26 protein-coding genes are annotated in these 22,008 nt (G+C 44.2%); 13 read left to right on the forward strand and 13 right to left on the reverse strand.

Annotation, left to right across the window (positions count from 1 at the left end; translation table 11 throughout):
• Window positions 1-34: 34 nt before the first annotated feature.
• The 11 genes from LI82_RS02950 to LI82_RS12375 all read right to left on the reverse strand — a co-directional run bounded on the left by LI82_RS02950 (window position 35) and on the right by LI82_RS12375 (window position 7,871).
• The gene (locus LI82_RS02950; protein WP_048193463.1) at window positions 35-520 is read right to left on the reverse strand and encodes a hypothetical protein; all 486 of its coding nucleotides are present in this window, start codon (window positions 518-520) and stop codon (window positions 35-37) included.
• 15 nt (window positions 521-535) lie between these two features.
• Complete coding sequence (locus LI82_RS02955; RefSeq protein WP_048193464.1) at window positions 536-895, reverse strand: DUF2073 domain-containing protein; 360 nt, start codon at window positions 893-895, stop codon at window positions 536-538.
• A 5-nt stretch (window positions 896-900) separates the two neighbouring features.
• A complete protein-coding gene (locus LI82_RS02960) occupies window positions 901-1,536 on the reverse strand; it encodes an Era-like GTP-binding protein (protein WP_048193465.1) in 636 nt (211 codons plus the stop codon).
• A 124-nt stretch (window positions 1,537-1,660) separates the two neighbouring features.
• Window positions 1,661-2,668: a phosphate uptake regulator PhoU gene (locus LI82_RS02965; protein WP_081955715.1), complete on the reverse strand. Its 1,008-nt coding sequence runs from the start codon at window positions 2,666-2,668 to the stop codon at window positions 1,661-1,663.
• Between the two features lie 130 nt (window positions 2,669-2,798).
• On the reverse strand, window positions 2,799-3,437 hold the full coding sequence (locus LI82_RS02970) for a protein-L-isoaspartate O-methyltransferase (protein WP_048193466.1): 639 nt from the start codon (window positions 3,435-3,437) through the stop codon (window positions 2,799-2,801).
• Window positions 3,407-4,057, reverse strand: coding sequence for an HVO_0476 family zinc finger protein (locus LI82_RS02975; protein ID WP_048193467.1), 651 nt, complete (start codon window positions 4,055-4,057; stop codon window positions 3,407-3,409). The genes LI82_RS02970 and LI82_RS02975 overlap by 31 nt, the downstream gene beginning before the upstream one ends.
• 55 nt (window positions 4,058-4,112) lie before the next feature.
• On the reverse strand, window positions 4,113-4,982 hold the full coding sequence (speB, locus tag LI82_RS02980) for an agmatinase (protein ID WP_048193468.1): 870 nt from the start codon (window positions 4,980-4,982) through the stop codon (window positions 4,113-4,115).
• Between the two features lie 20 nt (window positions 4,983-5,002).
• A complete protein-coding gene (locus tag LI82_RS02985; protein ID WP_048193469.1) occupies window positions 5,003-5,386 on the reverse strand; it encodes a translation initiation factor IF-5A in 384 nt (127 codons plus the stop codon).
• Window positions 5,387-5,711: 325 nt separating this feature from the next.
• Entirely contained in the window at window positions 5,712-6,413 is a 702-nt protein-coding gene (locus LI82_RS02990; RefSeq protein WP_048193470.1) for a M57 family metalloprotease, read from the reverse strand.
• A gap of 33 nt (window positions 6,414-6,446) precedes the next feature.
• A complete protein-coding gene (locus tag LI82_RS12370) occupies window positions 6,447-6,839 on the reverse strand; it encodes a sensor histidine kinase (protein ID WP_052402692.1) in 393 nt (130 codons plus the stop codon).
• A 3-nt stretch (window positions 6,840-6,842) separates the two neighbouring features.
• Window positions 6,843-7,871, reverse strand: a complete 1,029-nt coding sequence (locus LI82_RS12375) for a response regulator (protein WP_052402694.1) — start codon at window positions 7,869-7,871, stop codon at window positions 6,843-6,845.
• A gap of 203 nt (window positions 7,872-8,074) precedes the next feature.
• On the opposite strand from LI82_RS12375, the gene LI82_RS03005 reads away from it, so the two are divergent.
• From LI82_RS03005 to LI82_RS03050, 10 genes are all read left to right on the forward strand, one after another.
• Window positions 8,075-8,857, forward strand: a complete 783-nt coding sequence (locus LI82_RS03005; RefSeq protein WP_048193471.1) for a thermonuclease family protein — start codon at window positions 8,075-8,077, stop codon at window positions 8,855-8,857.
• A gap of 62 nt (window positions 8,858-8,919) precedes the next feature.
• A complete protein-coding gene (locus LI82_RS03010; protein WP_048193826.1) occupies window positions 8,920-9,720 on the forward strand; it encodes an HAD family hydrolase in 801 nt (266 codons plus the stop codon).
• A 263-nt stretch (window positions 9,721-9,983) separates the two neighbouring features.
• On the forward strand, window positions 9,984-11,600 hold the full coding sequence (gene atwA, locus LI82_RS03015) for a methyl coenzyme M reductase system, component A2 (RefSeq protein WP_048193472.1): 1,617 nt from the start codon (window positions 9,984-9,986) through the stop codon (window positions 11,598-11,600).
• Between the two features lie 29 nt (window positions 11,601-11,629).
• Complete coding sequence (mmp3, locus tag LI82_RS03020) at window positions 11,630-13,195, forward strand: methyl-coenzyme M reductase-associated protein Mmp3 (protein ID WP_048193827.1); 1,566 nt, start codon at window positions 11,630-11,632, stop codon at window positions 13,193-13,195.
• A complete protein-coding gene (locus LI82_RS03025; protein ID WP_048193828.1) occupies window positions 13,195-13,629 on the forward strand; it encodes a methanogenesis marker 6 protein in 435 nt (144 codons plus the stop codon). The genes mmp3 and LI82_RS03025 overlap by 1 nt, the downstream gene beginning before the upstream one ends.
• Window positions 13,630-13,638: 9 nt before the next feature.
• Complete coding sequence (locus tag LI82_RS03030; RefSeq protein WP_048193473.1) at window positions 13,639-14,094, forward strand: methanogenesis marker 5 protein; 456 nt, start codon at window positions 13,639-13,641, stop codon at window positions 14,092-14,094.
• Entirely contained in the window at window positions 14,091-15,332 is a 1,242-nt protein-coding gene (locus LI82_RS03035; RefSeq protein WP_048193474.1) for a methanogenesis marker 15 protein, read from the forward strand. The genes LI82_RS03030 and LI82_RS03035 overlap by 4 nt, the downstream gene beginning before the upstream one ends.
• Before the next feature lie 5 nt (window positions 15,333-15,337).
• Window positions 15,338-15,949, forward strand: a complete 612-nt coding sequence (locus tag LI82_RS03040) for a methanogenesis marker 17 protein (RefSeq protein ID WP_048193475.1) — start codon at window positions 15,338-15,340, stop codon at window positions 15,947-15,949.
• Window positions 15,933-16,868: a methanogenesis marker 7 protein gene (locus LI82_RS03045; RefSeq protein WP_048193476.1), complete on the forward strand. Its 936-nt coding sequence runs from the start codon at window positions 15,933-15,935 to the stop codon at window positions 16,866-16,868. The genes LI82_RS03040 and LI82_RS03045 overlap by 17 nt, the downstream gene beginning before the upstream one ends.
• Before the next feature lie 26 nt (window positions 16,869-16,894).
• The gene (locus tag LI82_RS03050; RefSeq protein ID WP_048193477.1) at window positions 16,895-17,377 is read left to right on the forward strand and encodes a carboxymuconolactone decarboxylase family protein; all 483 of its coding nucleotides are present in this window, start codon (window positions 16,895-16,897) and stop codon (window positions 17,375-17,377) included.
• A gap of 137 nt (window positions 17,378-17,514) precedes the next feature.
• Here LI82_RS03050 and LI82_RS03055 read toward each other — a convergent pair whose 3' ends face one another.
• Complete coding sequence (locus tag LI82_RS03055; RefSeq protein WP_048193478.1) at window positions 17,515-18,414, reverse strand: presenilin family intramembrane aspartyl protease PSH; 900 nt, start codon at window positions 18,412-18,414, stop codon at window positions 17,515-17,517.
• Window positions 18,415-18,544: 130 nt separating this feature from the next.
• Between LI82_RS03055 and LI82_RS03060 the strand changes: the two genes are divergently transcribed.
• From LI82_RS03060 to fen, 3 genes are all read left to right on the forward strand, one after another.
• A complete protein-coding gene (locus tag LI82_RS03060) occupies window positions 18,545-18,871 on the forward strand; it encodes a hypothetical protein (RefSeq protein WP_310742493.1) in 327 nt (108 codons plus the stop codon).
• Between the two features lie 165 nt (window positions 18,872-19,036).
• Window positions 19,037-19,351, forward strand: coding sequence for a hypothetical protein (locus tag LI82_RS03065; RefSeq protein WP_048193479.1), 315 nt, complete (start codon window positions 19,037-19,039; stop codon window positions 19,349-19,351).
• A 23-nt stretch (window positions 19,352-19,374) separates the two neighbouring features.
• Window positions 19,375-20,391: a flap endonuclease-1 gene (gene fen / locus LI82_RS03070; protein ID WP_048193480.1), complete on the forward strand. Its 1,017-nt coding sequence runs from the start codon at window positions 19,375-19,377 to the stop codon at window positions 20,389-20,391.
• 62 nt (window positions 20,392-20,453) lie between these two features.
• Here fen and gpmI read toward each other — a convergent pair whose 3' ends face one another.
• A complete protein-coding gene (gene gpmI, locus LI82_RS03075) occupies window positions 20,454-22,004 on the reverse strand; it encodes a 2,3-bisphosphoglycerate-independent phosphoglycerate mutase (protein ID WP_048193481.1) in 1,551 nt (516 codons plus the stop codon).
• Between the last annotated feature and the right edge of the window lie 4 nt (window positions 22,005-22,008).

Raw genomic sequence — 22,008 nt, forward strand, 5'->3', positions numbered from 1 at the left:
CTCCTGCATTTAAGGGCAAGTATCAGCGCTTACCTTACTCTTTGTATATAATCTCTTTTATGCTCCAGCCTTTTATCTTCCTGAATTCATCTGAAAGCTTGGTAATATCCGAATCGTCGCCGTTCCAGTAGATGTCCAGATTAGCATCATCGGTCTTCAGTTCTTCGATAATATTCTCTGCCAGGTGGAACAGTGCTTTGTTGCTATGGAATGGCACATTGAACATGGCGCGATATCCATTATCTGCTTTAGCATATGATACCAGCACATATCCATTGCTTTCATAGTTGGTTATGGAATCAAAATCACAAATAAGCTCGGTTTCGTAGACTGCTGATTTATCTACTTTTGAGATGGCAATAAGGGTCTGGCCTACTACGACATCAGGTGTCTGGCGGCCAAACCATACCGATATCTTACCATAAGTGCAGACCACATTCACGTCGTCACTTCCCATCTCATAGGATGAAAGGGAATGGACCGGGACGTTGGCCCTGGATCTATCGTAAGAGTTTTTCATTAATTTACCACGCGGTTATTTGTTTGACACAAGTGCACTTATCATGTCACGATCCTTTTTCAGTGTTTTTAACTTATTTGCAGGACCAATCACAGTAAGCCGGGTACGTACTACATTCTTCTTGAACAGCTTTCCGATCAATGAGCTATCTGGTTGTGAAGGGTAACTTTCCATTTCAATGCCTGCAAAGTCATCCGGCTGGATCTGTGTCATGGTCATTTCGATAAGAGTTGCTTCCTCTTCGGGAGTAAGTCCTTTCTCAAGAACAAGGATCTTGCCACTCTTTACCTCGTCTATAATAAATCTGATTTTCTCAACAGGTGGCATCTTTGCAAGTCTGTCCTCTGAGACCAAATCCATTTGAATACCCTGCATTGCGATCACCCAAACCTCTTAGCGATCTCGTCATAGAAAGTTTCTATGTTCTTTCCTTCAAGGGCTGATATTGCTACCATTGGGTGCTGTGGGAATGCTTCCCTTATTGTGGATGGGGATGACTCCGGCAGGTCTACCTTGTTCGCAACGATCAGCAGAGGTAGGCTTCGTGCTTCCATGTTGCCTATGACCGTTACATTGACCTGTGTGTAAGGGTCTTCCGTAGCATCCATCACTAAGATAACTCCGTCAAGGTTTTCCAGCCATTTCACAGCTTCAATAACACCTTCGGTAGCTTCCTTTGCTCTTCTCTTGGATTCTGCTTCATTCATTCCCTGTTCCATGAACTCATGGAAATCGATCTTGGTAGCAAGACCCGGGGTGTCAATGATATCCAGGCTGATGGAACCGCCGTTGGACTGTATGGTCACACCTTCTCTACGCCTTGCACGGCGTGTTTCGTGAGCAATGTGTGAAACAGAACCCATTGCATCACCGGTCCAGTCCCTGACTATCCTGTTTGCAAGAGTTGTCTTCCCGGCATTAGGCGGGCCATAGATTCCTATCCTTGCATTCTTTTTGTTAAACAACTTCTTGAAGAAGTTTGAAAAATTTTTCTTAAAAGATCTTATTACGCCCATCCATTTCCTCCGAGTTAGATCGTGATATCTACTAAAATCTATGATGATTTGATATTACTCATACCTTATAAATAATCGCTTAAATTTTCATTTGGTCCTGTTCCTTCCTGACCTCATTGGACCATTATTTGCTCTGGACAATTGCCATTGACAGATTGATCGCAAATTCTGCAATATTTGCTCCGTACTCTCCTATTCTGTCGATACTGTCTGCCACGGTCCCCAGCGCCACAATCGCTTCAGGGGAATCAAGGTCAAGAAGTGATGCGTTCAGTTCATTTATCCTTGCTTTCGTACCATCGACCTTTGATATCACCTGGTTGGCAAGATCAGTGTTCTGGTTGTATAATGCATCTATGGCATCTTCCACCATATCCCTTGAAGTGGTGCTGGAGCTTTCGATGAGTGCCATGGTATCTGCCGGTATCGGGCTGTCAAGTGTGGCTGCTATCTTTGCTATCTTGAATGCGTGGTCTGCTATACGTTCCAGTGAACTTGCAGAAAGACGCAGGTCGTGGTACTCATCAATTGTGGTCTCTGATGTATCGGGAAGGCGGCTTCCCCGAAGTACTGTCCTGAACTGTTTTGAAATAAGCAGGAAAAGCCTGTCCACTTCGTCATCACGTTCGATAACATCAAGAGCAAGGTCATGGTCCTGGGTTTTCAGCGCCTGCATTGCATCCTTTAACATTGAATTTGATATCAGGAACATTCTCCTGACACTTTTTTTAATTGAAACCTCGTTGGGATTCAAAAGGTCCTGGATCAGCACAGAGTTTGCGGTCTCTTCGATGATCTCCGGCCCAATGAGCTTGTAACAGATGTTCCTTATGATCTTCTTCTGCTCAGCCTGTATTCGGTTGGCTCTGATCTCGATCATGTCAGGACCCGATAGGTATGCTGCTATCAGCAGTCTTACAAGTTCGTCTCCAAAGCATGCGTTAACATCAATAATATTCTTTTTTTTAGGGTTCCTGGAACTTCCCTCAGCTGCAATGTTAAGGGTTCCGTCTTGCTGTGGCTGGAGCGTTACCTGTGAACCAGTTGTAATTCCGGCACGTTCAGCCCACTTCTTTGGAAGGGATACAATATATGTGGATCCGCCGGTCTGCTGTATTTTTCTAGTTTCCATATAATCCGCCTATCTCAGGTCATAAATCTATGTATGGGTATATAGTTTGGCGTGTGTATATATGTTTAGGAAAAGTTAGGTTAGATTAATAAAAAATATTGTCAAAAAGCATGGTTTGTCTATATGATCTTCAATATCCATACTTCCCAATAAGTGGTACAAAAATAACAGCTCCCCAAGACTTGTAGCTGACCTTGCCTTTCATATCTTTTTTCACAACGACAAGTTGCTGCTCACCATTGCCTACAGGGATCGCCATTATGCCTTCAGGTGCCAGCTGATCAATAAGTGGTCGTGGAACTTCCGGTGCTGCAGAGGTCACACTGATACGTTCATAGGGTGCATGTTTGGCCAGGCCACAGGACCCGTCATCCTGAAGAACGGTGACATTCCTGTATCCTGCTCTTTTGAGGTTCTTCTCTGCAAAATAAGCCAGCTCGGGTATGCGTTCCACTGTATATATGTGACCTTCATCTCCTACAAGTTCTGCCATAATAGCAGCATTGTAGCCCGAACCACTTCCAACTTCCAGGATCTTCATTCCACTGGAAATATCCAGCAGTTCACACATGATCGCGACCATGTGTGGTGCCGAGATCGTCTGGTCATGCCCTATGGGGAGGGGCATGTCCATATATGCGGTCTCCTGTAGTCTCTCGGGTATAAAAAGGTGCCTTGGGACGCGCATCATCGCGTCAAGGACTCTGTCACTGATCCCGTTTATCTTCAGGGAATCTATCAGTATCTTTCTTCTCTCTTCGAACTCCATGAAGTCTTTGCCTCTCCCCATCCTCTTTTATGTGCTTCGGTAGCAAAGATACGTTTGATATACTTAGCAGGAACCCGATCTCCTTTACGGGACTGGAATCCTCCATCCCTTATCTTGATCTTGGTTATGTGGAAATCCTTCCTTTCAGCATTGTAGTTCTGGCCTACAACGAACTCGAATTCTCCCGGCACTCTTTTTTCCACAGATGTTGATCCGTTGCGGACCTTTATTGATATTTTTGTGGTAACTTCATCTGTGGCACGTCCCCAGATGACATCGATGTTCTCTATCTCTTCCCGGTCTAACCGGCGACCGCCTGATTCGATAGCAGTGACGATGATCGGGTATACCTCATCTGCTTCTTCATCATCTACCACAAGTTCGTCATCGATATATATCATTTCTCCGGCGTCGATGTCTGTGTGAAGTGTGAATGAAACGTCATCCTTGCTGACGATAACCTTAACTTTAACGGGCTTTTTTTCTTCGATTGTAGCGGGATGCACTGCTCCGCATTCGTGGCATTGGACTACAGGGTTCTGTCCTGGTCTTAAAACATCATGTCCCACTGCATCCTTTGGTGAACACATTGGGCAAACTACTATTATTTCCTCTGTCATGGTCTCTGTCCATATGATTGTTGGGGGTGTGTATAAACTTAACCATGAAGAAATATCACTTCATTGAAGCAGCTTGTGCAGCAATGAATTCGCGGATAAGTTTTGTACCAAGGATGGCAGTTTGGCCGCTGTCATATTCGGGTGCGATCTCCACCACATCGAAACCCACTGACATGGGGGCCAGTCCTCTTACGATATCCCGTACTTCCACAGAACTAAGGCCGAATGGTTCCGGTGTTCCCAGTGCAGGTGCATATGCAGGATCGAGGGCATCCATGTCCAGTGACAGGTAGATGCTGTCGCAGTTAAGGTATTCCTTTATTTCCTGAACAAGTAATTCGGGTCCCTTGGTAGCGACATCCTCAGGTGTATAATAACAGATATCGTTATCTTTTGCAAAATCCCATTCTTCCTTTGGGCCACTTCGTACCCCTATGGTCACATAATTATCAGTGACCTCGTCACGTATATGTCTTGACACGCAGGCATGGTTGTACTTCACACCTTCAAATTCATCACGAAGGTCAAAATGTGCATCCAGTACGACAACTCCAAACTCCCCATCTGCGTTTTTCGCACAGGCTTTAACACATGGAAGGGTAAGGGAGTGTTCTCCGCCCATCATTATGGGTATTTTTCCTTCATCAGTAATTCCGATGACATCCAGATAGAGCTCACTAAGCACATCTTCGACCAGAACTCCTGCTTCGAAGTTCCCTGCATCATATATGGGAAGTTCAGCAAGATCAATATCAAAAAAAGAGTTATAACTTTCAAAATTTGCAGAGGCACTCCGCATAGCATCCGGAGCCCATCTGCTCCCGGCACGGAATGAGGATGTACGATCAAATGGTACTCCAAAAAGGACATACTCGGCAGATCCGTGATCTGCCAGTGCATCCATCATGCCAGGCCGGTAGAACATATTATCCCTTAAAAGGGTGTTTATCTAAGGTCGATCTTCATTTTGCCCATGGATGTAAGGTATGTGATATCTCCGCCTTCAGCAACTCTATCCTTGAACTGTTCAGGGATGGATAGTTCGAATGTGGAGTAATCTTCCATGTCCATGAGTTGAGCAACATCTCCTGAAATGGACAATACCTGTGCTGTCTTACGTTCTACGATTGGAACGTATGTCTTGGCGGAAACTGAGCTTATAATGGAACGCTTCTGACCGTCGAAGATACCAATTGCTTCGATTCTTGCCTTTGCGGAACCATGCTTACCTGGTTTTGATTTTGTGATGCTCTTGATCACACATGGTTCATCACCTTCAAGTACGTACTTACCTTCTTTAAGTTCTTTAACCTCTACCTGCTGTTTCATTTATGATCCTCCTGTCACTCGTAAAAAAGCGTCAAGTTTTTTATTAATGGATAAATCTGTGCTTATAATTCTACGTTCTGTATAAGAAGTTAACGTATAAAGCCTTTCAAATGAGTGGAGGTTTCTAAACTATTTAAATTAATGTCCTTCTGAACGTTCTTTTCAGCTATCATTTAAAAGCCCAAGTTGTTCAAGCTTTCTTTTTGAAGGCTTTCCATTTTGATGCCAGTCCCGGAAGTGGAATAATCAGACAGAACGACCTCAAACGCTTTCCTTTCATTTTTATCTCCGGGTAATTGTTCTGCTCAATTTTACAACGAAACGATCACTTCATCTCTTTGAGAAGTTCGTTCTCAAGTCGCTTCCTTCTTTTATGATATCGTAACCAGCCTACTCCAAGATATCCGGAGATCCCAATGGCTATCAATATGCTTATGACTATAAGTGGATATGTTGTTTGTACAAGAAGTGGGTTCAGATTCTCCCTTTGCTCATAGGTGGGGTACATAATGTCCCTTATGTCATTGCTGTGGCCAAGTCCAAGGGCATGACCAAGTTCATGAGTGACAAGTTGTTCCATATTGTCATCACCGTATTGTTGCCAGGAATAACCTTTGTAATCACCTACTTCCAGTACGATGTCTGCGTGGACGTATCGGCCATTAGCGATCATCGGTCTGCAAAAACCGGCAACTCCCTCCTCTGCACCGGTGACCTCTTCCATATTCTCCACCCACATTATGTAGATGTCTGCATCAGAAGTATTAGCAAGTTCAAAAACAGGGTTGTAACTAAGCTTTCCGTTTCCACCCTTTTCCCAGTATTGCAGGGCCCTGATCACCGTGGGTTGATATGAGGGGCTGTAATGCGGGGGTGTGTTCTGCTCATCTATATATACTGTAATTGGTGAATGGTCCCATGGTTCTTCTAAGAATTTGGGATATTCCTTTTCACCTAACAGGCTGGAACCCGGAATTACAAGTGCAATTATAAGCAGTGCTATGATTATTATTTGCCTGGTGTTCATAATCTCTCATTCGTTGCAAAGTTGCTTGCTACATTAGAGTTTATTTTCAAAGGATAAGTCTTTTTTGGAAGGGACTAAATTCCGGAAGTTGATCGTATACTTTGAGCCTGAACTTCCATCAATATGGATCTCGCCCTGGATCTGTTCTACAAGTTCATTTACAAGTTTCAGCCCAAGGGTATCTGTTGCTAATATTTCCTTTACAGGGAATCCAGTGCCATCATCTTCTACTATAAGGGTGAAACGATCATCAATTTGCTGGAAACGAATTGAGATGGTGCCACTTCCATCCGGGAATGCATATTTGAAACTGTTTATGATAAGCTCATTTAATATCAACCCCAGATGCGTTGCGGTATCAAAGTTCATGAAAATGTCCTTTGATTCGATATTTATGTCTATTAACTCGATCTGGTGTTCGTTCATGTGCTACAGGTAGTTTACGACATCCTGCACATAATTGGAAAAATTGACTTTTCCCATCTCTTTTGAACGGTAAATTCTCTCATTGGCAATTGCGATTGAATGGACTCTATCCCTGCTTTTCTCGAAAGCACTGACAATATTGGGGTCACTGAACTTGGATGATTCAAGGTCAAGAAGACTGGAAATTACCTGAAGATTGTTCTTGATCCGATGATGTATCTCCTTCTCGTGTATCTCATCTGCTTTGATAAGTGCCTCTTCAGCCCTTTTCCTGTCGGTTATGTCTTCACCTGAGCACAAGACTCCGATGATCTCTCCCTCTCTGCCATGCAGGAGTGAGTTATGCCACTGTATTTGTCTCTCCTTGCCATCCAATCTCAGAATTGGGGTTTCGAAGCTTTCTAAGCCTCCTGTCTTCCCTCCGATAAACCGGTAGAATTGTTCAATTCCCTCTTTTCTGTATCTTTCGGGCACCAGTGTTTCGTAAAAGTCTTCTCCGATCAAAGAACCATCTCTGCAACCGATTATCTCGCATCCTTTTTTATTCATGAGCTGGATCTTTCGGTCAGTACCAAAAACCGTGATCATAACTCCGGCAATGTCCAGGTAATTGCGTGCAAGGTTGCGTTCAGATTCGTTCTTCTCGTTAAGTTCCTTTATTTTCAGAAGTGATCGGATCCGTGTTTTAAGTTCCAGCTGATCAACAGGTTTTGTCAGGAACTCATCAGCACCGGCTTCAAATCCTTTTATGCGATCTTTCCTGTTTGAAAGGGCGGATACTATTATTACAGGTATAAATCGGGTGTGTGGATCATTTTTCAATATGTTACAAACTTCGTATCCTTCTATATCAGGCATCATAATGTCTATCAGGGCAAGGTCGATATCTTCTTTTTTAATGATGTCAAGACCTTCTTTTCCATTGTAGGCAGTTAGTACTTCGTAGTCAGAGGCCAGGTATGCCTCCATCAGTTCTAAGATCTTCTGATTATCATCGACAACCAGTATTTTTGGTAAAGCGTGGTTCTGCAATCTGGTTACCTTCCTGTGGATAAAATTGTTCTATTGAAGGACACTTACTAACGTAACAAGTTTCCTTTGCTAACCTTGTATATATAGTAAACTATTATCTTTCGGTATGCATATATTTCTGAAAAGTATCATCTCTTTTTTTCTATTTTTGACACGTTGGTATTTGCAGGAAACTTGAAATATCTTGATGAAAACCTCTTCCTATGCGTAAGATCATTTTGAGTCTGTTCCTCTTAAGTTCCATCCTTTCAGTATCAGGATGTGTTGGTCCTGATGAGGCAGCTCCAGGGCTAACTGTTACTTTTGCAAATGTGACAGAGGTGATCGATGGCGATACCTTTGTCATATCTACTGGTGAGAAGGTCCGTCTTATAGGGGTGGACACTCCTGAAAGAGGGGAGCCATATTATGATGAAGCAAAACAGTATATGATCGACAATCTTCCTGGGAGGACGGTCAGACTCGAAGCAGATGTGAGCGATACGGATCGATACGGACGTCTGTTAAGATATGTCTGGCTTGATGGTAGTATGGTGAACAATGATCTGGTGCTTTCGGGATTGGCGGTTTCAAAAACGTATGAGCCTGATACATATTATCAGGATCAACTGGAGGGATCTGAATCCTATGCAAGGGAAAGGGGTGTAGGATTATGGTCTGAGGCAGCCTCTCAGGAAGTAGGAAAGACTATTATCTCTTATCTTGATGCAGGAAGATATGTGGGGCAGACGGTAACTGTCGAGGGCACTGTGGTCCGCACAACAAAACATGATGGGAATGGTATTATTTACCTCAATTTCCATGATCCTTATGAAGGTTATTTTACTGTCGTGATCTGGTCGGAAGATTGGGACAGGTTCCTGCAGAGTCCTGAGGTTTACTATGATGGCAAGCATGTGCTGGTGACCGGGAAGGTTATTGAATACAAAGGCAGTCCTGAGATAATTGTTGAGAACCCTTCTGAAATTGTTATCGTAAGTGATTGAAAAGATCACTTCTCTTTTTGAGAACATAAAATTAATAATTGGTTATGTCGAATCATATCAACATGAAAAAAAGCATAGCTGTAGTTTTCGATAGTGCAGGAACCCTGTTACACATGTATCGTGTGGCAAAGGATATTAACAGCGGGAAAACTATCACAGGTGTGGAAAGTACTGCTCTTGTAGCTCAGCGCAAGGGTCGTGCACTGATAGTGCTCCATACAGAGCCGGCTGTGATCCTTAGTGTTGACCGCAACATGCGCGTTATTGATTTTATTGAAGGTCATGGGGTAGCTATCGATATAAGTTGTGCAAGTATTCCTTTTTCTTTGGACGAGGCTTATGATATAATTAAGGATAGCCATATTAAGATAGGTGATATCCTTCAGGTGGTCGATGCGGTGAAGGTTCATTGCCCTAAAATATTCTATGTGGCAGCAGGCATAATCGTTGACAGCAATGATCACTCTATTCCATATGTACTGAGTACAGGAGGTCGCATGTTCCATGATACTAAGGATACCATCGATCAATTGAAAGCACGCGGGGTGGATGTCTATATTGCATCAGGTGACAGCAGACGAAATCTCAAGCAGCTTGCAGGATGCATCGATATACCTATGGAAAGGGTGTACGATATTGCCACTACTCGTGAAAAGGCACGTATAGTCCTTGACCTGAAAGAGAAATATGACCGTGTTTTGATGGTTGGTGATGGTCTTAATGATATTCTTGCCTTGAGGGCTGCTGACATTGGCGTTGTAACCCTTCAACAGGGGGATGAACGCCCCGAAAAACTGGAGAGATCTGCAGATGTGGTGATCAGGGATATCAGGGAAGTTCTGGGTATAGTTGATTCTCTTTAATGCAATTTTTACTGTTGTCTGAATGTGGTATTGCTTCGTTAGTCATTGCTTTTGAATGTTAACGGCGATATGGCAATGCGTTATGTTTATGTACTGCATTATGTAATGCTGATATGTCCACAGTGGACAAAATCTTAATAATTTCTAGTCAGAAACGAAACGATAATTTGGTGGGTTATATCACACTGTCCAAATTTGTTAAGTAACATAATATGTAATATAATAATTAGGTACTTACTCTCAACCATATCGGAGGAAATCAAATGTCATTGTTCATTGAGGTCAAAGACCTGACTATATCTTATGATGGTGTAAATGTTCTGAAAAACATCAATCTTAACATCAATGAAGGTGAGGTCATTGGAATTTTGGGTCGAAGCGGCGCAGGAAAGACCATCCTGATGCACGCTTTGAGGGGAGCCGAGGAATATGAGAATATCTCTGGTTCGATCATCTATCATCTGGCAAGATGTGATAAATGTGATCATATCGATCCGCCAAGCAAGGTAGGTGAAACATGCCGTCACTGTAAGGGTGACGTGATGAAAGCATTTGATGCGGACTTTGTTGCATTGTCCCTTCATGCTCACGAACGCAAAAACGTTTCCAAAAGGATCGCAATCATGCTCCAGCGTACGTTCGCACTGTATGGTGATGACCAGGTAGTTGCAAACGTCATGAATTCTCTTACTGAAATCGGTTACACTGGTAATGATGCTATGTCAAGGGCAATGGAGCTTCTTGAGGATGTACGATTGTCCCATCGTATGATGCATGTTGCACGTGACTTAAGCGGTGGGGAAAAACAGAGGGTAGTCCTTGCAAGACAACTTGTAAGAAACCCAATGCTGCTTCTTGCTGATGAACCTACAGGTACCCTTGACCCAAGAACTGCAGATGTAGTCCACGATGTCATCGAAAGGGCTGTTAAAGCTTACAACATGACCATGGTAATTACATCTCACTGGTCAGATGTTATCGAGGAGCTTGCAGACAAGGCCATCATCCTCGACGATGGTGAGGTCGTCATGGAGGGTGATCCTCATGAGGTTGCAACTGAGTTTATGAAGATGGTGTCACACATTGAAAAGAGCGAAAATATCGTTCTTGGTGAACCTATTATCGATGTAAAGAACCTTGTTAAGAAATACATCTCTGTTACCAGGGGTGTCGTACATGCTGTCAATGATGTTTCCTTTGAAGTAAAGGAAGGAGAGATCTTTGGTCTTGCAGGTACCAGTGGTGCAGGGAAGACAACAACCTCTGAGATCCTCATGGGTATCGTGCAACCCACAAAAGGAGATATTCGCGTGCGTGTGGGGGATGAATGGATCGATATGACAACTCCGGGTCCTGACAACAGGGGTCGGGCTACCAAATACATGGGTATCCTGCATCAGGAATACGGACTTTACACTCACAGAAGCATTATTGATAACCTGACAGAGTCTATAGGCATCGATCTTCCTTACGAGCTTGCAGTTCGCAAGGCAATAAAGACATTGATTGCTACTGGTTTCTCTGAAGAGAAGGCAAAGTCTATCCTGCCAAAGATGGCTGATGACATAAGTGAGGGTGAGAGGCACAGGGTTGCTCTTGCACAGATCCTTATGAAAGAGCCAAACATCATTGTGATGGACGAACCTACTGGTACAATGGACCCGATCACTAAGATCGAGGTTACAAGGTCCATTCTTAAGGCACGTGATGAGATGGGTGATACATTTGTTATCGTTTCACACGACATGGATTTCCTGCAGGAAGCATGTGACCGCGTTGCCCTAATGAGGGATGCTAAGATAGTAGCTGTTGGCGAACCTAATGATGTTCTTTCCCAGCTTACCGAGGAAGAACGTTTACTTGTTGCTCAGGAAGCATAAGTTTAAAATTGAGCTCCCTATATTATGTAGTGGAGGCGATAATCCTGAGCGGTAAGATTAGTGTTGAGGTCAATAATAATCAGGTAGCATTGCCCCCGGGTTCTACTCTGGGGGATGCTATTAAAGCATCGCAGGCTCCTTACAGGAAAGGTACTGCTATAGGTATTCTTAAGAAGGACGAAGGTCGCAAAAGCGGTGCTATAATAGATTATGTCGTGAAGACCTCGAAAGGGGACTTCAGGATAGAACTGGAAGGCGATTCAGCATCTGCCGATGTATGGGCAGAGCATTTTAATGAATATGAAGGTACAAAGGTTCGTTGGGATTCCAGGGATGCATTGGCATTTGGTCCCTTCAAAGCTGATATTGTGCCGACTCATTCTTTATTATCACTAAACAAATATGATGTTGTTTTCGGTGCAGGTGGCCTTGATCCGGATAACTCTCATATGATAATTGCACTGGAGGACCATTCTTCGGAATATGGTACTCCGGAAGATGGCATTTTTGGTAAGGTCGTAAGCGGGATTAATATCCTGTCCGAGCTTGGTAGCGGTGACAGCATAATTGACATTGAGCCGGTTCTGGAATGGGAAGAGACCGGAGAGCATTTGTGTACCACTGACCTGAGTACGGTCATCGAGGAAGGTTCCAGGATATTCACCTACATAGGGGTCGAGATCGATCCTGAAGCACCTGAGGGTGCAGAACATTTCTTTGCATTGACGCGCGATGGTACCTTTGATGTGGAATTTGTTTCAAGTTCTTTTATTTCTGATCATTCACTGCATGGTGAGATGTGCAAATTTGAGAATTTCGATCCCCGGACAAAAGGTTCAGTATGGGTCAGGACCGTGGGCTATGGAACCGGAAAGGTGTTCATCGCTAAGGATGACAGGCCTGCAAGTATAATGCATTCTATTGTAGGGCATCTTTCTCATGGAGTCGAGCTTGTCCAGATGGCAGAGTCCGACCAGAAGCTGATGGTGAAGACATCTCCTGAACCTATCTGGCTCTTAGGCCTGTCCTTTAAGGAAGCTGAAGGGAAGCTCACAGCTCTTGGCATTGAGCTTGTAAAGCAGGGTTATACTGAAGATGATGCTGTTATCGTTGAGCAGAAACCTGCACATAGTATTGATGTTCTGAAGGAAGGAAAGGTGGAAGTTGTAGGTGTTCCGGACTCAAAGCTTGTGAGCGTTAAACTTTATGATGAACTTGCTCCCAAGACGCTTGATTTCTTCAGGCATGCTATCGATCTTCAGTTCAAACCGGTTGGTGCACTGCCCATCATGATGACGTATGAGAATACTTACATCTTCAAGGCAGAGAAATCCGCTGAAAAATACAAGGAGATCCTGCCCGAGAACGTTCCTCAGGGAAAGGTAGCAGCAGGTGAACTTGGTGTTACTAACCAGGCAGCAAAGAGGCATGGTATGGTCGGTGTGAAGCTTGAGGACGATGACGTGTTCGGTCCTACAGGTGAGAAGTTCACAAGTACGAATATCATAGGCCGTATCCTTGAGCCTGAAAAACTTAAGGGCATGAAGGACGGGGATATAATGTATGTTATTGAAGCTACAGAGAGTGATCAATGATGGCTGAAGATATTGATGATAATATCACCAAGATCGTTGTGATAAGTTCTGACAGCGTCCTGCCAATGGATGCAGCCATGAAGGTATATGAGTCAGAGGACGCCATCACTATCAAAGAGACCTGTTTCGGGACAATGGTGAATGGTCCCAGGGATGCTGTTAACAGGGTTGTGGAAACCCTCCGCTCCATGGACCGCAATCATATATTTGTTAAGGAAAGGGGCTTTAAGCCAGGTGCGGAAGTAAGATGTCGTGCCGGAAGGGGTGGAGGCCCAAGGCCTGGTTTCCATTTCCTGAGGGAAGAGGTTAGCATGCTTCCAATGATAGGCAGGGCACTGGACGAGTATGATGCCGGTGAGCCGCTTGAAGAAAAGGAAGTTCCCCAAAAACTGGATGTATCGAAGTTGAAAAAGATCATTGATTCAGAATTATGAGGTGTTATTTTGGCAAAAGTTATCATTTATCCAACAAACAGCCTTATCCTTTCCGACATGGTCGAGAGATTCGGGCATGAGCCTCTTGCTATGATGGAGAAGATACGCGAGAAGATCACTACTGTAGGTGTGGATTCTCCTCCTTTGAACATAACTCCTGAGGGGCCAAAGCATGGTCTGAAATATGCAGCTGTGGAAGTTCCGGCAGGTGTTAGGGGCAGGATGTCTATCATTGGTCCGCTGATCGATATTGCGGAAGCTGCAATTATTGTCGGTGATGCATCCATAAGCTTTGGCTGCATGGGATGTGCACGTACAAATGAGCTGACGAAGTTTCTCATAAGGGAGAAGGACATTCCTGTTCTTGAAATACAATATCCTCATACAGAAGAGGAAGGAAAGGCTTTCGTGTACAATATAGCAGAGTTTTTGAAAGCCCTGCCAACAGGAAGTGATGATGAATGAGTGAAAAAGATCAGGTATTGATAGCACTTGTTTCCTGTGGAAGCGAGTATGCAGGTGTTCAGAAAGAGCTGGAAAGTGCTGCAAGCAGACTGAATGCGAAGCTGGTCTACCCTGAGATGGATGTCGCATCACTTGACACGATAGGGATGGAGTTCGGCCTTGAGGTCGCAAGTCCTGACCTGAAACTTATGATGGCAAGGGCAAAAGCAGTGGTAGAAGGTGTTGCCAAGGTTGATGGTGTGTTCGTGACATCATGTTTCCGCTGTGCAGAAGCTGCTATTGTCAGGAATGAGATCCGCAGGTATATCTTCCAGAACTCAGGGCTTCCTGTTATCAGTTATTCATTTACTGAACGTACTACGGCAGCAACTTTGCTGACCCGTCTTGAAGCACTTACTACCATTGCAAGAAGGAAGCACTTACTTGCCAGGGAACATCAGGTAGGTATCACCGCAGGTATCGATTCCGGTTCGACCACAACTAAAGCAGTTGTAATGAAGGATGATGAGATCATTGGTGAGGGCTGGGTCCCGACCATCAAGGTCCTTGAAAGTGCGGATACTGCTCTGCAGCAGGCACTGGACCAGGCAGGATTGAAGAGGGAAGACATCCAGGCAATAGGTACTACCGGGTACGGTCGTTTCCTGATAGGTGAGCATTTCAATGCTGATCTTGTGCAGGAAGAGATCACTGTGAACTCAAAAGGTGCCGTCTATCTTGCAGGCAAGCAACAGGGTAGTGCAACAGTTATCGATATTGGCGGAATGGACAACAAGGCTATATCCGTACAGGACGGTATTCCTGGCATGTTCACAATGGGTGGTATCTGTGCAGGTGCTTCCGGTCGCTTCCTTGAGATGACCTCTAAGCGTCTTGGTGTTGAGATCACAGAACTTGGTGAGCTTGCTGTGCGGGGTATGGAAAAGAACGTGGAAATGAACAGTTACTGTATCGTTTTCGGAATCCAGTCCCTTGTGAACTCCCTTGCTAAAGGCTCGATCCCTGAGGATGTAGCTGCTGCAGCCTGCCACAGTGTGGTCGAGCAGATCTTCGAACAGCAGCTTCAGGAAGTGGAAGTCAAGGAACCACTCATCCTTGTGGGCGGTTCTTCTCTTATTGCAGGTGTTCCAAAGGCCCTTGGGGATCTCTTGAAGATCGATGTACTCGTGCCTCCACATTCACAGCTTATCGGTGCTGTGGGTGCAGCACTTCTGTCATCCGGTTTTGTAAAGGGGTGATCTTCATGGAACCCCTTGAGATATTCATTGTAGAGACTACCGAGCCTTCTGAGGCAAAAGCATACGAAAGCATAATGAAGGATATTATCTCTGAGCTTGCTTTTGTAAGGACCATTGGAAGGATAAAAGTGAGGATAAGGCCCGAGGACTCGCTGTTCATGATGGCCATCGTCCTTCGTAGTGGTCTTCCTCCTATAAAGGCGAAGGAGATATCGTCTACCGAGCTCGACAGGCCCGGATCAAAAGTGGTAATCACTGTAACGGATGAGAAGACTATCCCTCAATTCCTGGAAAAACTATGGGCACAATTTGGAAGGGCGAATGTCATACAGCCTCAGAGGAATCTGATCGAGGTGATCTCTGATGACCTGGAGGCAACTGAAGATTCCATCGGTGATATCGTTGTGGATGATCCGGAAAAGTCCCTTCGTGAAAGGCTTGCGGATATGGCAATACGTGCCACTCCTGAGGGTTTCAGGATACGTTACCATTCTCTTGATGGTGGTAAGTTCATATTTGTGGCATCAGAGGATACAATGCAACAGGAATGGATAGATGAGGCCCGCGTAATGCTTGAAGATCTGACAGGAGATGATTTTAATGGCAGCAGTGCTTGAACCATATATCTATGAAGGCGGTATTCACAAACACAGTCTCATACTTGAACTGCTGGAAGACCTTGGTGGTTATCTTGTACAAAAGACTCCTGCTTCCACAGAAGTAACCCTTGTAATGCTTATTCCGAAAAAAGATGTTCCTCTTGTGGAGGAACTTTGCAAGAAATTGCTGGGGAAACTTACTTCTGCCCCTCTCACAGGTACTGAGATCGCAGTTGTATCACCTACCCTTGCTTCGCATCACCTTCCACATTCAGCATGTGACGTTGCAGAATTCCTGCGTCGAGGAGGTGCGAACACCAACATGATAGGTCTTGCAAGAGGAATGGGAAGAAGGGTAGCACTTTCGGCAGACTATGAAAGGAGACTTATCAACGAGCACGATGTTGCAGTGTTCTCCTTCGGCACTTTCAAGGATTGTATCATCAACAAGAAGCCAAAGCTCTTTGAAGGGATCGACATTCCAATAATTGTCAGTGGTGGCCCGGACCTTAAAACAGAGGATGTTCCCGGATGTGACATGTATGTGGGAGGCATTGGAAGGGTTGCCCACAGGATGAGGAAAGGTCCTGAACTCGATGCAATGGATGTACTTAATGAAAAGGTCGGTGAGATGATAAACCTCAAGAGGGAGAGGATCTCAAAAGATCCGCTTGTTGTGCTTCCTGCAAGGCTGATGAAGGAAGTACAGGAGCAGGTTCCCGATATCCATGATGTTCTGACACCCGCACCAATTACACTTCAGCTCGATGGAATGAGGGTCAAATTGCCTTTTGATGAGTACCATGAAGCTATTGGTAACATTGAGTTTGATGAAGGTTTCAAACTTTCAGATATTGCGGACATCATGCCTTCAAAGATGAAGAACTATGTTCTGATAAAGATCAAACGCAGGTCTGAGGTAGGATCAATAATTTAATTATATTAGCAGTAGTGAGGATCATTATGGATTTCGAAAAGATCAGGGAGATCGTGGAAAAAGAGCCTGATGAGGCAGTTTCGGAGGTATTGGAGGGTGTCAGGGAAAGGTATGGGGAGGTTCCCTATATACTGAACTTCATGAAGGATATGCCAGACCTTCTGATACCAAAAGTGATGTATGACAATTCCATCATGAGGGAGTTCGAAAGGCTTGATCCCAAGACAATCGAACTGATATGTATCGGCGTTTCTTCGGCAATTCGCTGTGATCACTGTATGAAGATGCACATCCGTGTGGCACACAGGCTAGGTCTCACAAAAGAAGAGATATTTGATGCTGTCCTGATCGGTGGTGCAATGTCCAACGCTTCTGTCCTTGCAGAAGGTACCAGAGCTCTTGATCTTGAGTTCAATGGTTCGAAGCCCGACTGCGATGAGGAATGTGATGTCTGTAACATCGCTCCCGGTAATAACGGCAATGGATGTAAGGTCGACAATGAAGATTGATCTTCATGATGGATCACTAACAAAAAAATGAGTCTCAACAATTCCTAACAGAAACGAGTGATGTCCACTTGATATTTGGCATCACTTTTCGTTATTTTTAATTTTGATCTTATGGTTCTATTTCTTATCTTTTGATTTCATCCCAGGATCGGTGTTCCTGAGAGCAGAGCGCCTGCAATGTATCCAAGGATAACTCCTCCATTTAGGAATGGCAGTCCTGCCTGTGGCTTTCCTTTCATGACGAAGATGCTCAGTGCAAAGAACCCTATGATTGTTCCTATCATTGCTCCAAGGGCAGGCTGTGAGATAAATCCGGTGTGCTCGATGAAAACATTTGCTGATACAACAAGAACTGTGGGCATGACCGCATCGCCCAGGCCCATGAAGAATGCATCCCTTTCTCCTTCTGCTTTAAGACTGTCCTTTATGAATGAATAGTTCAGTTTCTTTGGGATGACGAACAGAATGGGCAGTTTCAGGTCCATGACCCCTTCTGCAAGATCTATCATGTGTTTTGTCTTGTAGACTGAAATGGCATCATATATTGCCAGCAGGCTCAGAAGTACTATGGCGGGGACTATCCCGAAGGATATTCCAAAAATAGAACTTGCAGCTGCTCCGATTATTATGCCTGTGATGTCGATGACATACCATTCAGGAAACTTGTAAAGCAGTGCTGTCAGGCCTATTGCCATTGGAATTGCAATTGCATTGCTCATCGCCGGGTTTAATCCGAGGATGAAGAATATTGGATAGAATCCATAGTAGACGGTTGCTGCTACTGCAAGAAGTATTGTGAGCTGTATGACCCATTTCATGTTCCTTTTGATAGCCATAAGTAGAAGGAACGTGAATACAAGTATGAATCCGATATAATACAATGAATTTGCTGTAGATTCGGGATTTTCCACAGCCCTCATTCCCAGGTCTTCCATGGGGGATGCCAGGAAAAGTGCTAAGGACTGTACAACCAGTATCAATCCGGCCATTACGACCATTGGAATGTAATCCCGGAATGTGTCTTTTTCAGAACTCACAATATATGCTCCCTTTCTATCAAAATTTCTCTGGAATTCTAAATATCTGCACAGTATTTAATAGTATGTAAGAATTATAATACGTATCATCAGCAAAATATTGCTGCAAGCATTTGTAAATGAGGTAAAAATGATGGATACTCGGGACATTGTATTTTCACTTGTGATGGTTGTATCGTCTTTTGTGCTGACCTATGAATGGCTGGGTAGGTTCAAATATAGTCCTGCAAACTCTCTGATCATATTATCTGCCATTGTTATGGTAGGTGCATTGGCTGCTATGATCCTCTCTGTGGACATAAGGCTTCGAAAGATCGAAAAGAGGCTGGATGAGAAGGAACGTTCTCTTCGCATAAACGTGCAGAGCATTGAAAGTTCAATGGACAAGAAGATGAATGAAGTTATCACTGTGGTAGATGAAGCAATGGATACAATGAATAGGAGAACATATCGCTAATCTCCTATCTTTCTATTCTCTTATAGTTTAAAATTGATATCCAAAATCAGTGCAAATTTATTGCAATAGTCGACAGATGCCGTAAAGCATATTAATGTGGCAGTATTATGTGGACTATATTATAGTACTAGATTTATTGGATTGTTATGTTATAGGGGAGCGTATATGCGCATTAATTTAGAACCGATAGGCATAATCAAGAAAGCTGGAAAATATTCAGAGGTGCTTATATACTCTGAATTTGAGCAGGTTGTAAAGAACCTTGTTTCTAAAGTTGGAAAAAATCCTGTTTGTGGTCAGGAGTTATTGATTGTACATAAGAACGGTAAAGGTGATGATGTACATCAGGTGGAAGTAACTAAAACAACAGTTCTCGACCGTGTAGGGAACATCCTTAAAGTTGGCAAGATCAATGCACACGACGATTCAGTAATAGATGTGCGTATCGATGTTAATGAGGACTTTTCAGGACACAACTGACCTTTTTACAATCACCGGGTAACATGGGCACGGATATTGGGGATCTGCTTCAGAAACATACTATTGAAATAGCTGAGCTTTCAAACAAGGTAGTCGCTATTGATGCCTATAATACACTTTACCAGTTCTTGAGCATAATCAGGCAACGTGATGGTACTCCTCTGAAAGATTCAAGCGGGCAGGTAACATCCCACCTTTCGGGTATCCTTTACAGGTTCACAAATCTCATTGAGAGCGGTGTAAAGCCTGTTTTCGTTTTTGATGGCAAACCTCCTGAGTTCAAATCCGGTACCCTTGAGAAACGTCACGAGATACGTGAAGCTGCAAGTGCAAAATGGGAAGATGCCAAAGCACAGGGATTTGAGGAAGAAGCATACAAGTATGCTCAGGCTTCATCAAAGGTCACTAAGGAGATCATTGAGGATTCGATAAAACTTCTGGAACTAATGGGCATACCCTATGTGAAAGCACCTTCTGAAGGAGAGGCGCAGGCTTCCTATATGGTACGTAAGGGGGATGCTGATCTTATTGGTTCGCAGGATTATGACTCTCTGCTATTCGGAGCACCTTCTGTTGTACGTAATCTGACGATAACAGGTAAAAGGAAACTTCCTCGCAAGAACCTTTATGTGGACGTGAAGCCGGAGATGATCTCTCTTGAGGAAAGCCTTGAAGAACTTGGTGTGACACGTTCACAGCTAATCGATATCGCCATGTGCATCGGGACTGACTACAATCCGGGGCTTGAGAACATCGGCCCGAAAAGGGCTCTTAAATTCGTGAAAGAGCACGGTAGTATCGAAGGTGTCCTGTTCGAAATCGGAAAGGAGATCGAGGATCTTGATTCCAAAAAGGATTTCTTCATGAACCCTCCGGTAACTGATGATTATGAACTTAAATGGGAAAAACCAGATCGGGCCGGGATCATTGATTTCCTTTGCAAACAGCACGATTTTTCAGAAGATAGGGTAAATAAGGTACTCGACCGCCTTGAAGCTAACATGGGTGGCGGACAGAGTACCCTTGACCAGTGGTTCTGATCAAAATCTTTCTGACTGGTTTGTTAGTTCTCCACTTATTTTTTTAGTTACGGCATTTCTGATTATTCTTTTATTATCAGGGAGTGACCTGTCATTTCGGCTGGCTGTTCTATGTGCATGATATTCAGGATGGTAGGTGCTACATCCGAAAGCCTGCCTTTTGATAGTGAAATTTCTTTGTCCTTTGTAACATACACAAAGCGAACCGGGTTACTTGTATGTGCAGTGTGGACGTGTCCTTGTTCTGTGGAGTGATCGACCATCTTTTCTGCATTTCCATGGTCAGCCATGATCATTGCTTCCCCTCCTGCTTCTAGGACCCGGTCAACTATCTTTCCAACACAATCATCAACTGCTTCCACTGCTTTGATGGCAGCTTCCATTATTCCGGTGTGCCCTACCATGTCCATGTTCGCCAGATTCAGTATGATCACGTCATATGCATCTGATCCGATCCTTTCGATAAGTTCCTCGGTGACCTCATATGCACTCATTTCGGGCTTGAGGTCATAGGTAGCGACCTTTGGCGATGGGATCATGCATCTTTCCTCGCCTTCGTTCTGTTTTTCCACTCCTCCATTGAAGAAGAATGTTACATGGGCGTACTTTTCAGTTTCTGCAATGCGCAACTGCTTTATCCCTGCCTTGCTGAGGATCTCTCCGAGCGTGTTCTTAAGTTCCTCTGATGGGAATGCAATGGGCACTGTCAGTTTTTCATCATATTCGGACATGCATACGTAGTGAACTTTAGGATGCACCTTGCGTTCGAATTTATCGAAATCGTCGTTTACAAAGGCGTATGTAAGCTCTCTTGCACGGTCAGGTCTGAAATTGAAGAATATCACGGAATCATTATCTCTGATCGTGGCAACAGGTTCTCCGTTGTCATCGACAATCACCGTAGGTTTGATGAACTCATCATCCTCATTTCTTTCGTAACCTTCTGAAACAGCGGACATCGGGTCTTTGGACCGGAATCCAATTCCCTGGGTGATAGCATCGTATGCTGCCTGCACACGATCCCAGCGGTTATCCCTGTCCATTGCATAGTATCTTCCAGCGACTGTCGCAGTTTTTGCACACCCTGTGGATTCGCAGAGCCTGACGTGCTCTTTCATGTCCTCAAGAGCTGCTCTTGGTGGAACATCTCGACCATCAAGGAATGCATGTATGTAGATCCTGTCAAGTCCTTTGTTCTTCGCAAACTCAATGAGTGCACGCATGTGGTCCATATGGCTGTGTACTCCGCCATAAGAAAAAAGTCCCATCAAATGAAGAGCTGAACCTTTCTCCTTTGCATTATTGATAGCTTGCAGCAACACAGGGTTTTTGAAGAAATCTCCGTTCACAATATCTCTGTTAATGCGGGTCAGGTCCTGGTAAACAACACGTCCTGCTCCTATGTTCAGGTGCCCTACCTCAGAGTTCCCCATCTGCCCTTCCGGAAGCCCAACGTCTTCTCCTGAAGCACTGAGTATCGTATCTGGATACTCCTCTACCAAACGATCAAGGTTGCTGGTATCAGCCAGTGCGATGGCATTTCCTTTATCTTCCGGTGAGTATCCCCAGCCGTCAAGTATCATCAAAAGAAGTGGTCTTTTAGTGAATTTCATGGGG

Source organism: Methanococcoides methylutens (genome assembly GCF_000765475.1).
Lineage (GTDB): Archaea > Halobacteriota > Methanosarcinia > Methanosarcinales > Methanosarcinaceae > Methanococcoides > Methanococcoides methylutens.

What these genes read in the sequence shown, in the direction of transcription:
- LI82_RS02950 (WP_048193463.1), bottom strand. Translation starts at nt 520, where the DNA reads ATGAAAAACTCTTACGATAGATCCAGGGCCAACGTCCCGGTCCATTCC.
- LI82_RS02955 (WP_048193464.1), bottom strand. Translation starts at nt 895, where the DNA reads ATGCAGGGTATTCAAATGGATTTGGTCTCAGAGGACAGACTTGCAAAG.
- LI82_RS02960 (WP_048193465.1), bottom strand. Translation starts at nt 1,536, where the DNA reads ATGGGCGTAATAAGATCTTTTAAGAAAAATTTTTCAAACTTCTTCAAG.
- LI82_RS02965 (WP_081955715.1), bottom strand. Translation starts at nt 2,668, where the DNA reads ATGGAAACTAGAAAAATACAGCAGACCGGCGGATCCACATATATTGTA.
- LI82_RS02970 (WP_048193466.1), bottom strand. Translation starts at nt 3,437, where the DNA reads ATGGAGTTCGAAGAGAGAAGAAAGATACTGATAGATTCCCTGAAGATA.
- LI82_RS02975 (WP_048193467.1), bottom strand. Translation starts at nt 4,057, where the DNA reads ATGACAGAGGAAATAATAGTAGTTTGCCCAATGTGTTCACCAAAGGAT.
- speB (WP_048193468.1), bottom strand. Translation starts at nt 4,982, where the DNA reads ATGTTCTACCGGCCTGGCATGATGGATGCACTGGCAGATCACGGATCT.
- LI82_RS02985 (WP_048193469.1), bottom strand. Translation starts at nt 5,386, where the DNA reads ATGAAACAGCAGGTAGAGGTTAAAGAACTTAAAGAAGGTAAGTACGTA.
- LI82_RS02990 (WP_048193470.1), bottom strand. Translation starts at nt 6,413, where the DNA reads ATGAACACCAGGCAAATAATAATCATAGCACTGCTTATAATTGCACTT.
- LI82_RS12370 (WP_052402692.1), bottom strand. Translation starts at nt 6,839, where the DNA reads ATGAACGAACACCAGATCGAGTTAATAGACATAAATATCGAATCAAAG.
- LI82_RS03005 (WP_048193471.1), top strand. Translation starts at nt 8,075, where the DNA reads ATGCGTAAGATCATTTTGAGTCTGTTCCTCTTAAGTTCCATCCTTTCA.
- LI82_RS03010 (WP_048193826.1), top strand. Translation starts at nt 8,920, where the DNA reads ATGAAAAAAAGCATAGCTGTAGTTTTCGATAGTGCAGGAACCCTGTTA.
- atwA (WP_048193472.1), top strand. Translation starts at nt 9,984, where the DNA reads ATGTCATTGTTCATTGAGGTCAAAGACCTGACTATATCTTATGATGGT.
- LI82_RS03025 (WP_048193828.1), top strand. Translation starts at nt 13,195, where the DNA reads ATGGCTGAAGATATTGATGATAATATCACCAAGATCGTTGTGATAAGT.
- LI82_RS03035 (WP_048193474.1), top strand. Translation starts at nt 14,091, where the DNA reads ATGAGTGAAAAAGATCAGGTATTGATAGCACTTGTTTCCTGTGGAAGC.
- LI82_RS03040 (WP_048193475.1), top strand. Translation starts at nt 15,338, where the DNA reads ATGGAACCCCTTGAGATATTCATTGTAGAGACTACCGAGCCTTCTGAG.
- LI82_RS03045 (WP_048193476.1), top strand. Translation starts at nt 15,933, where the DNA reads ATGGCAGCAGTGCTTGAACCATATATCTATGAAGGCGGTATTCACAAA.
- LI82_RS03050 (WP_048193477.1), top strand. Translation starts at nt 16,895, where the DNA reads ATGGATTTCGAAAAGATCAGGGAGATCGTGGAAAAAGAGCCTGATGAG.
- LI82_RS03060 (WP_310742493.1), top strand. Translation starts at nt 18,545, where the DNA reads ATGATGGATACTCGGGACATTGTATTTTCACTTGTGATGGTTGTATCG.
- LI82_RS03065 (WP_048193479.1), top strand. Translation starts at nt 19,037, where the DNA reads ATGCGCATTAATTTAGAACCGATAGGCATAATCAAGAAAGCTGGAAAA.
- fen (WP_048193480.1), top strand. Translation starts at nt 19,375, where the DNA reads ATGGGCACGGATATTGGGGATCTGCTTCAGAAACATACTATTGAAATA.
- gpmI (WP_048193481.1), bottom strand. Translation starts at nt 22,004, where the DNA reads ATGAAATTCACTAAAAGACCACTTCTTTTGATGATACTTGACGGCTGG.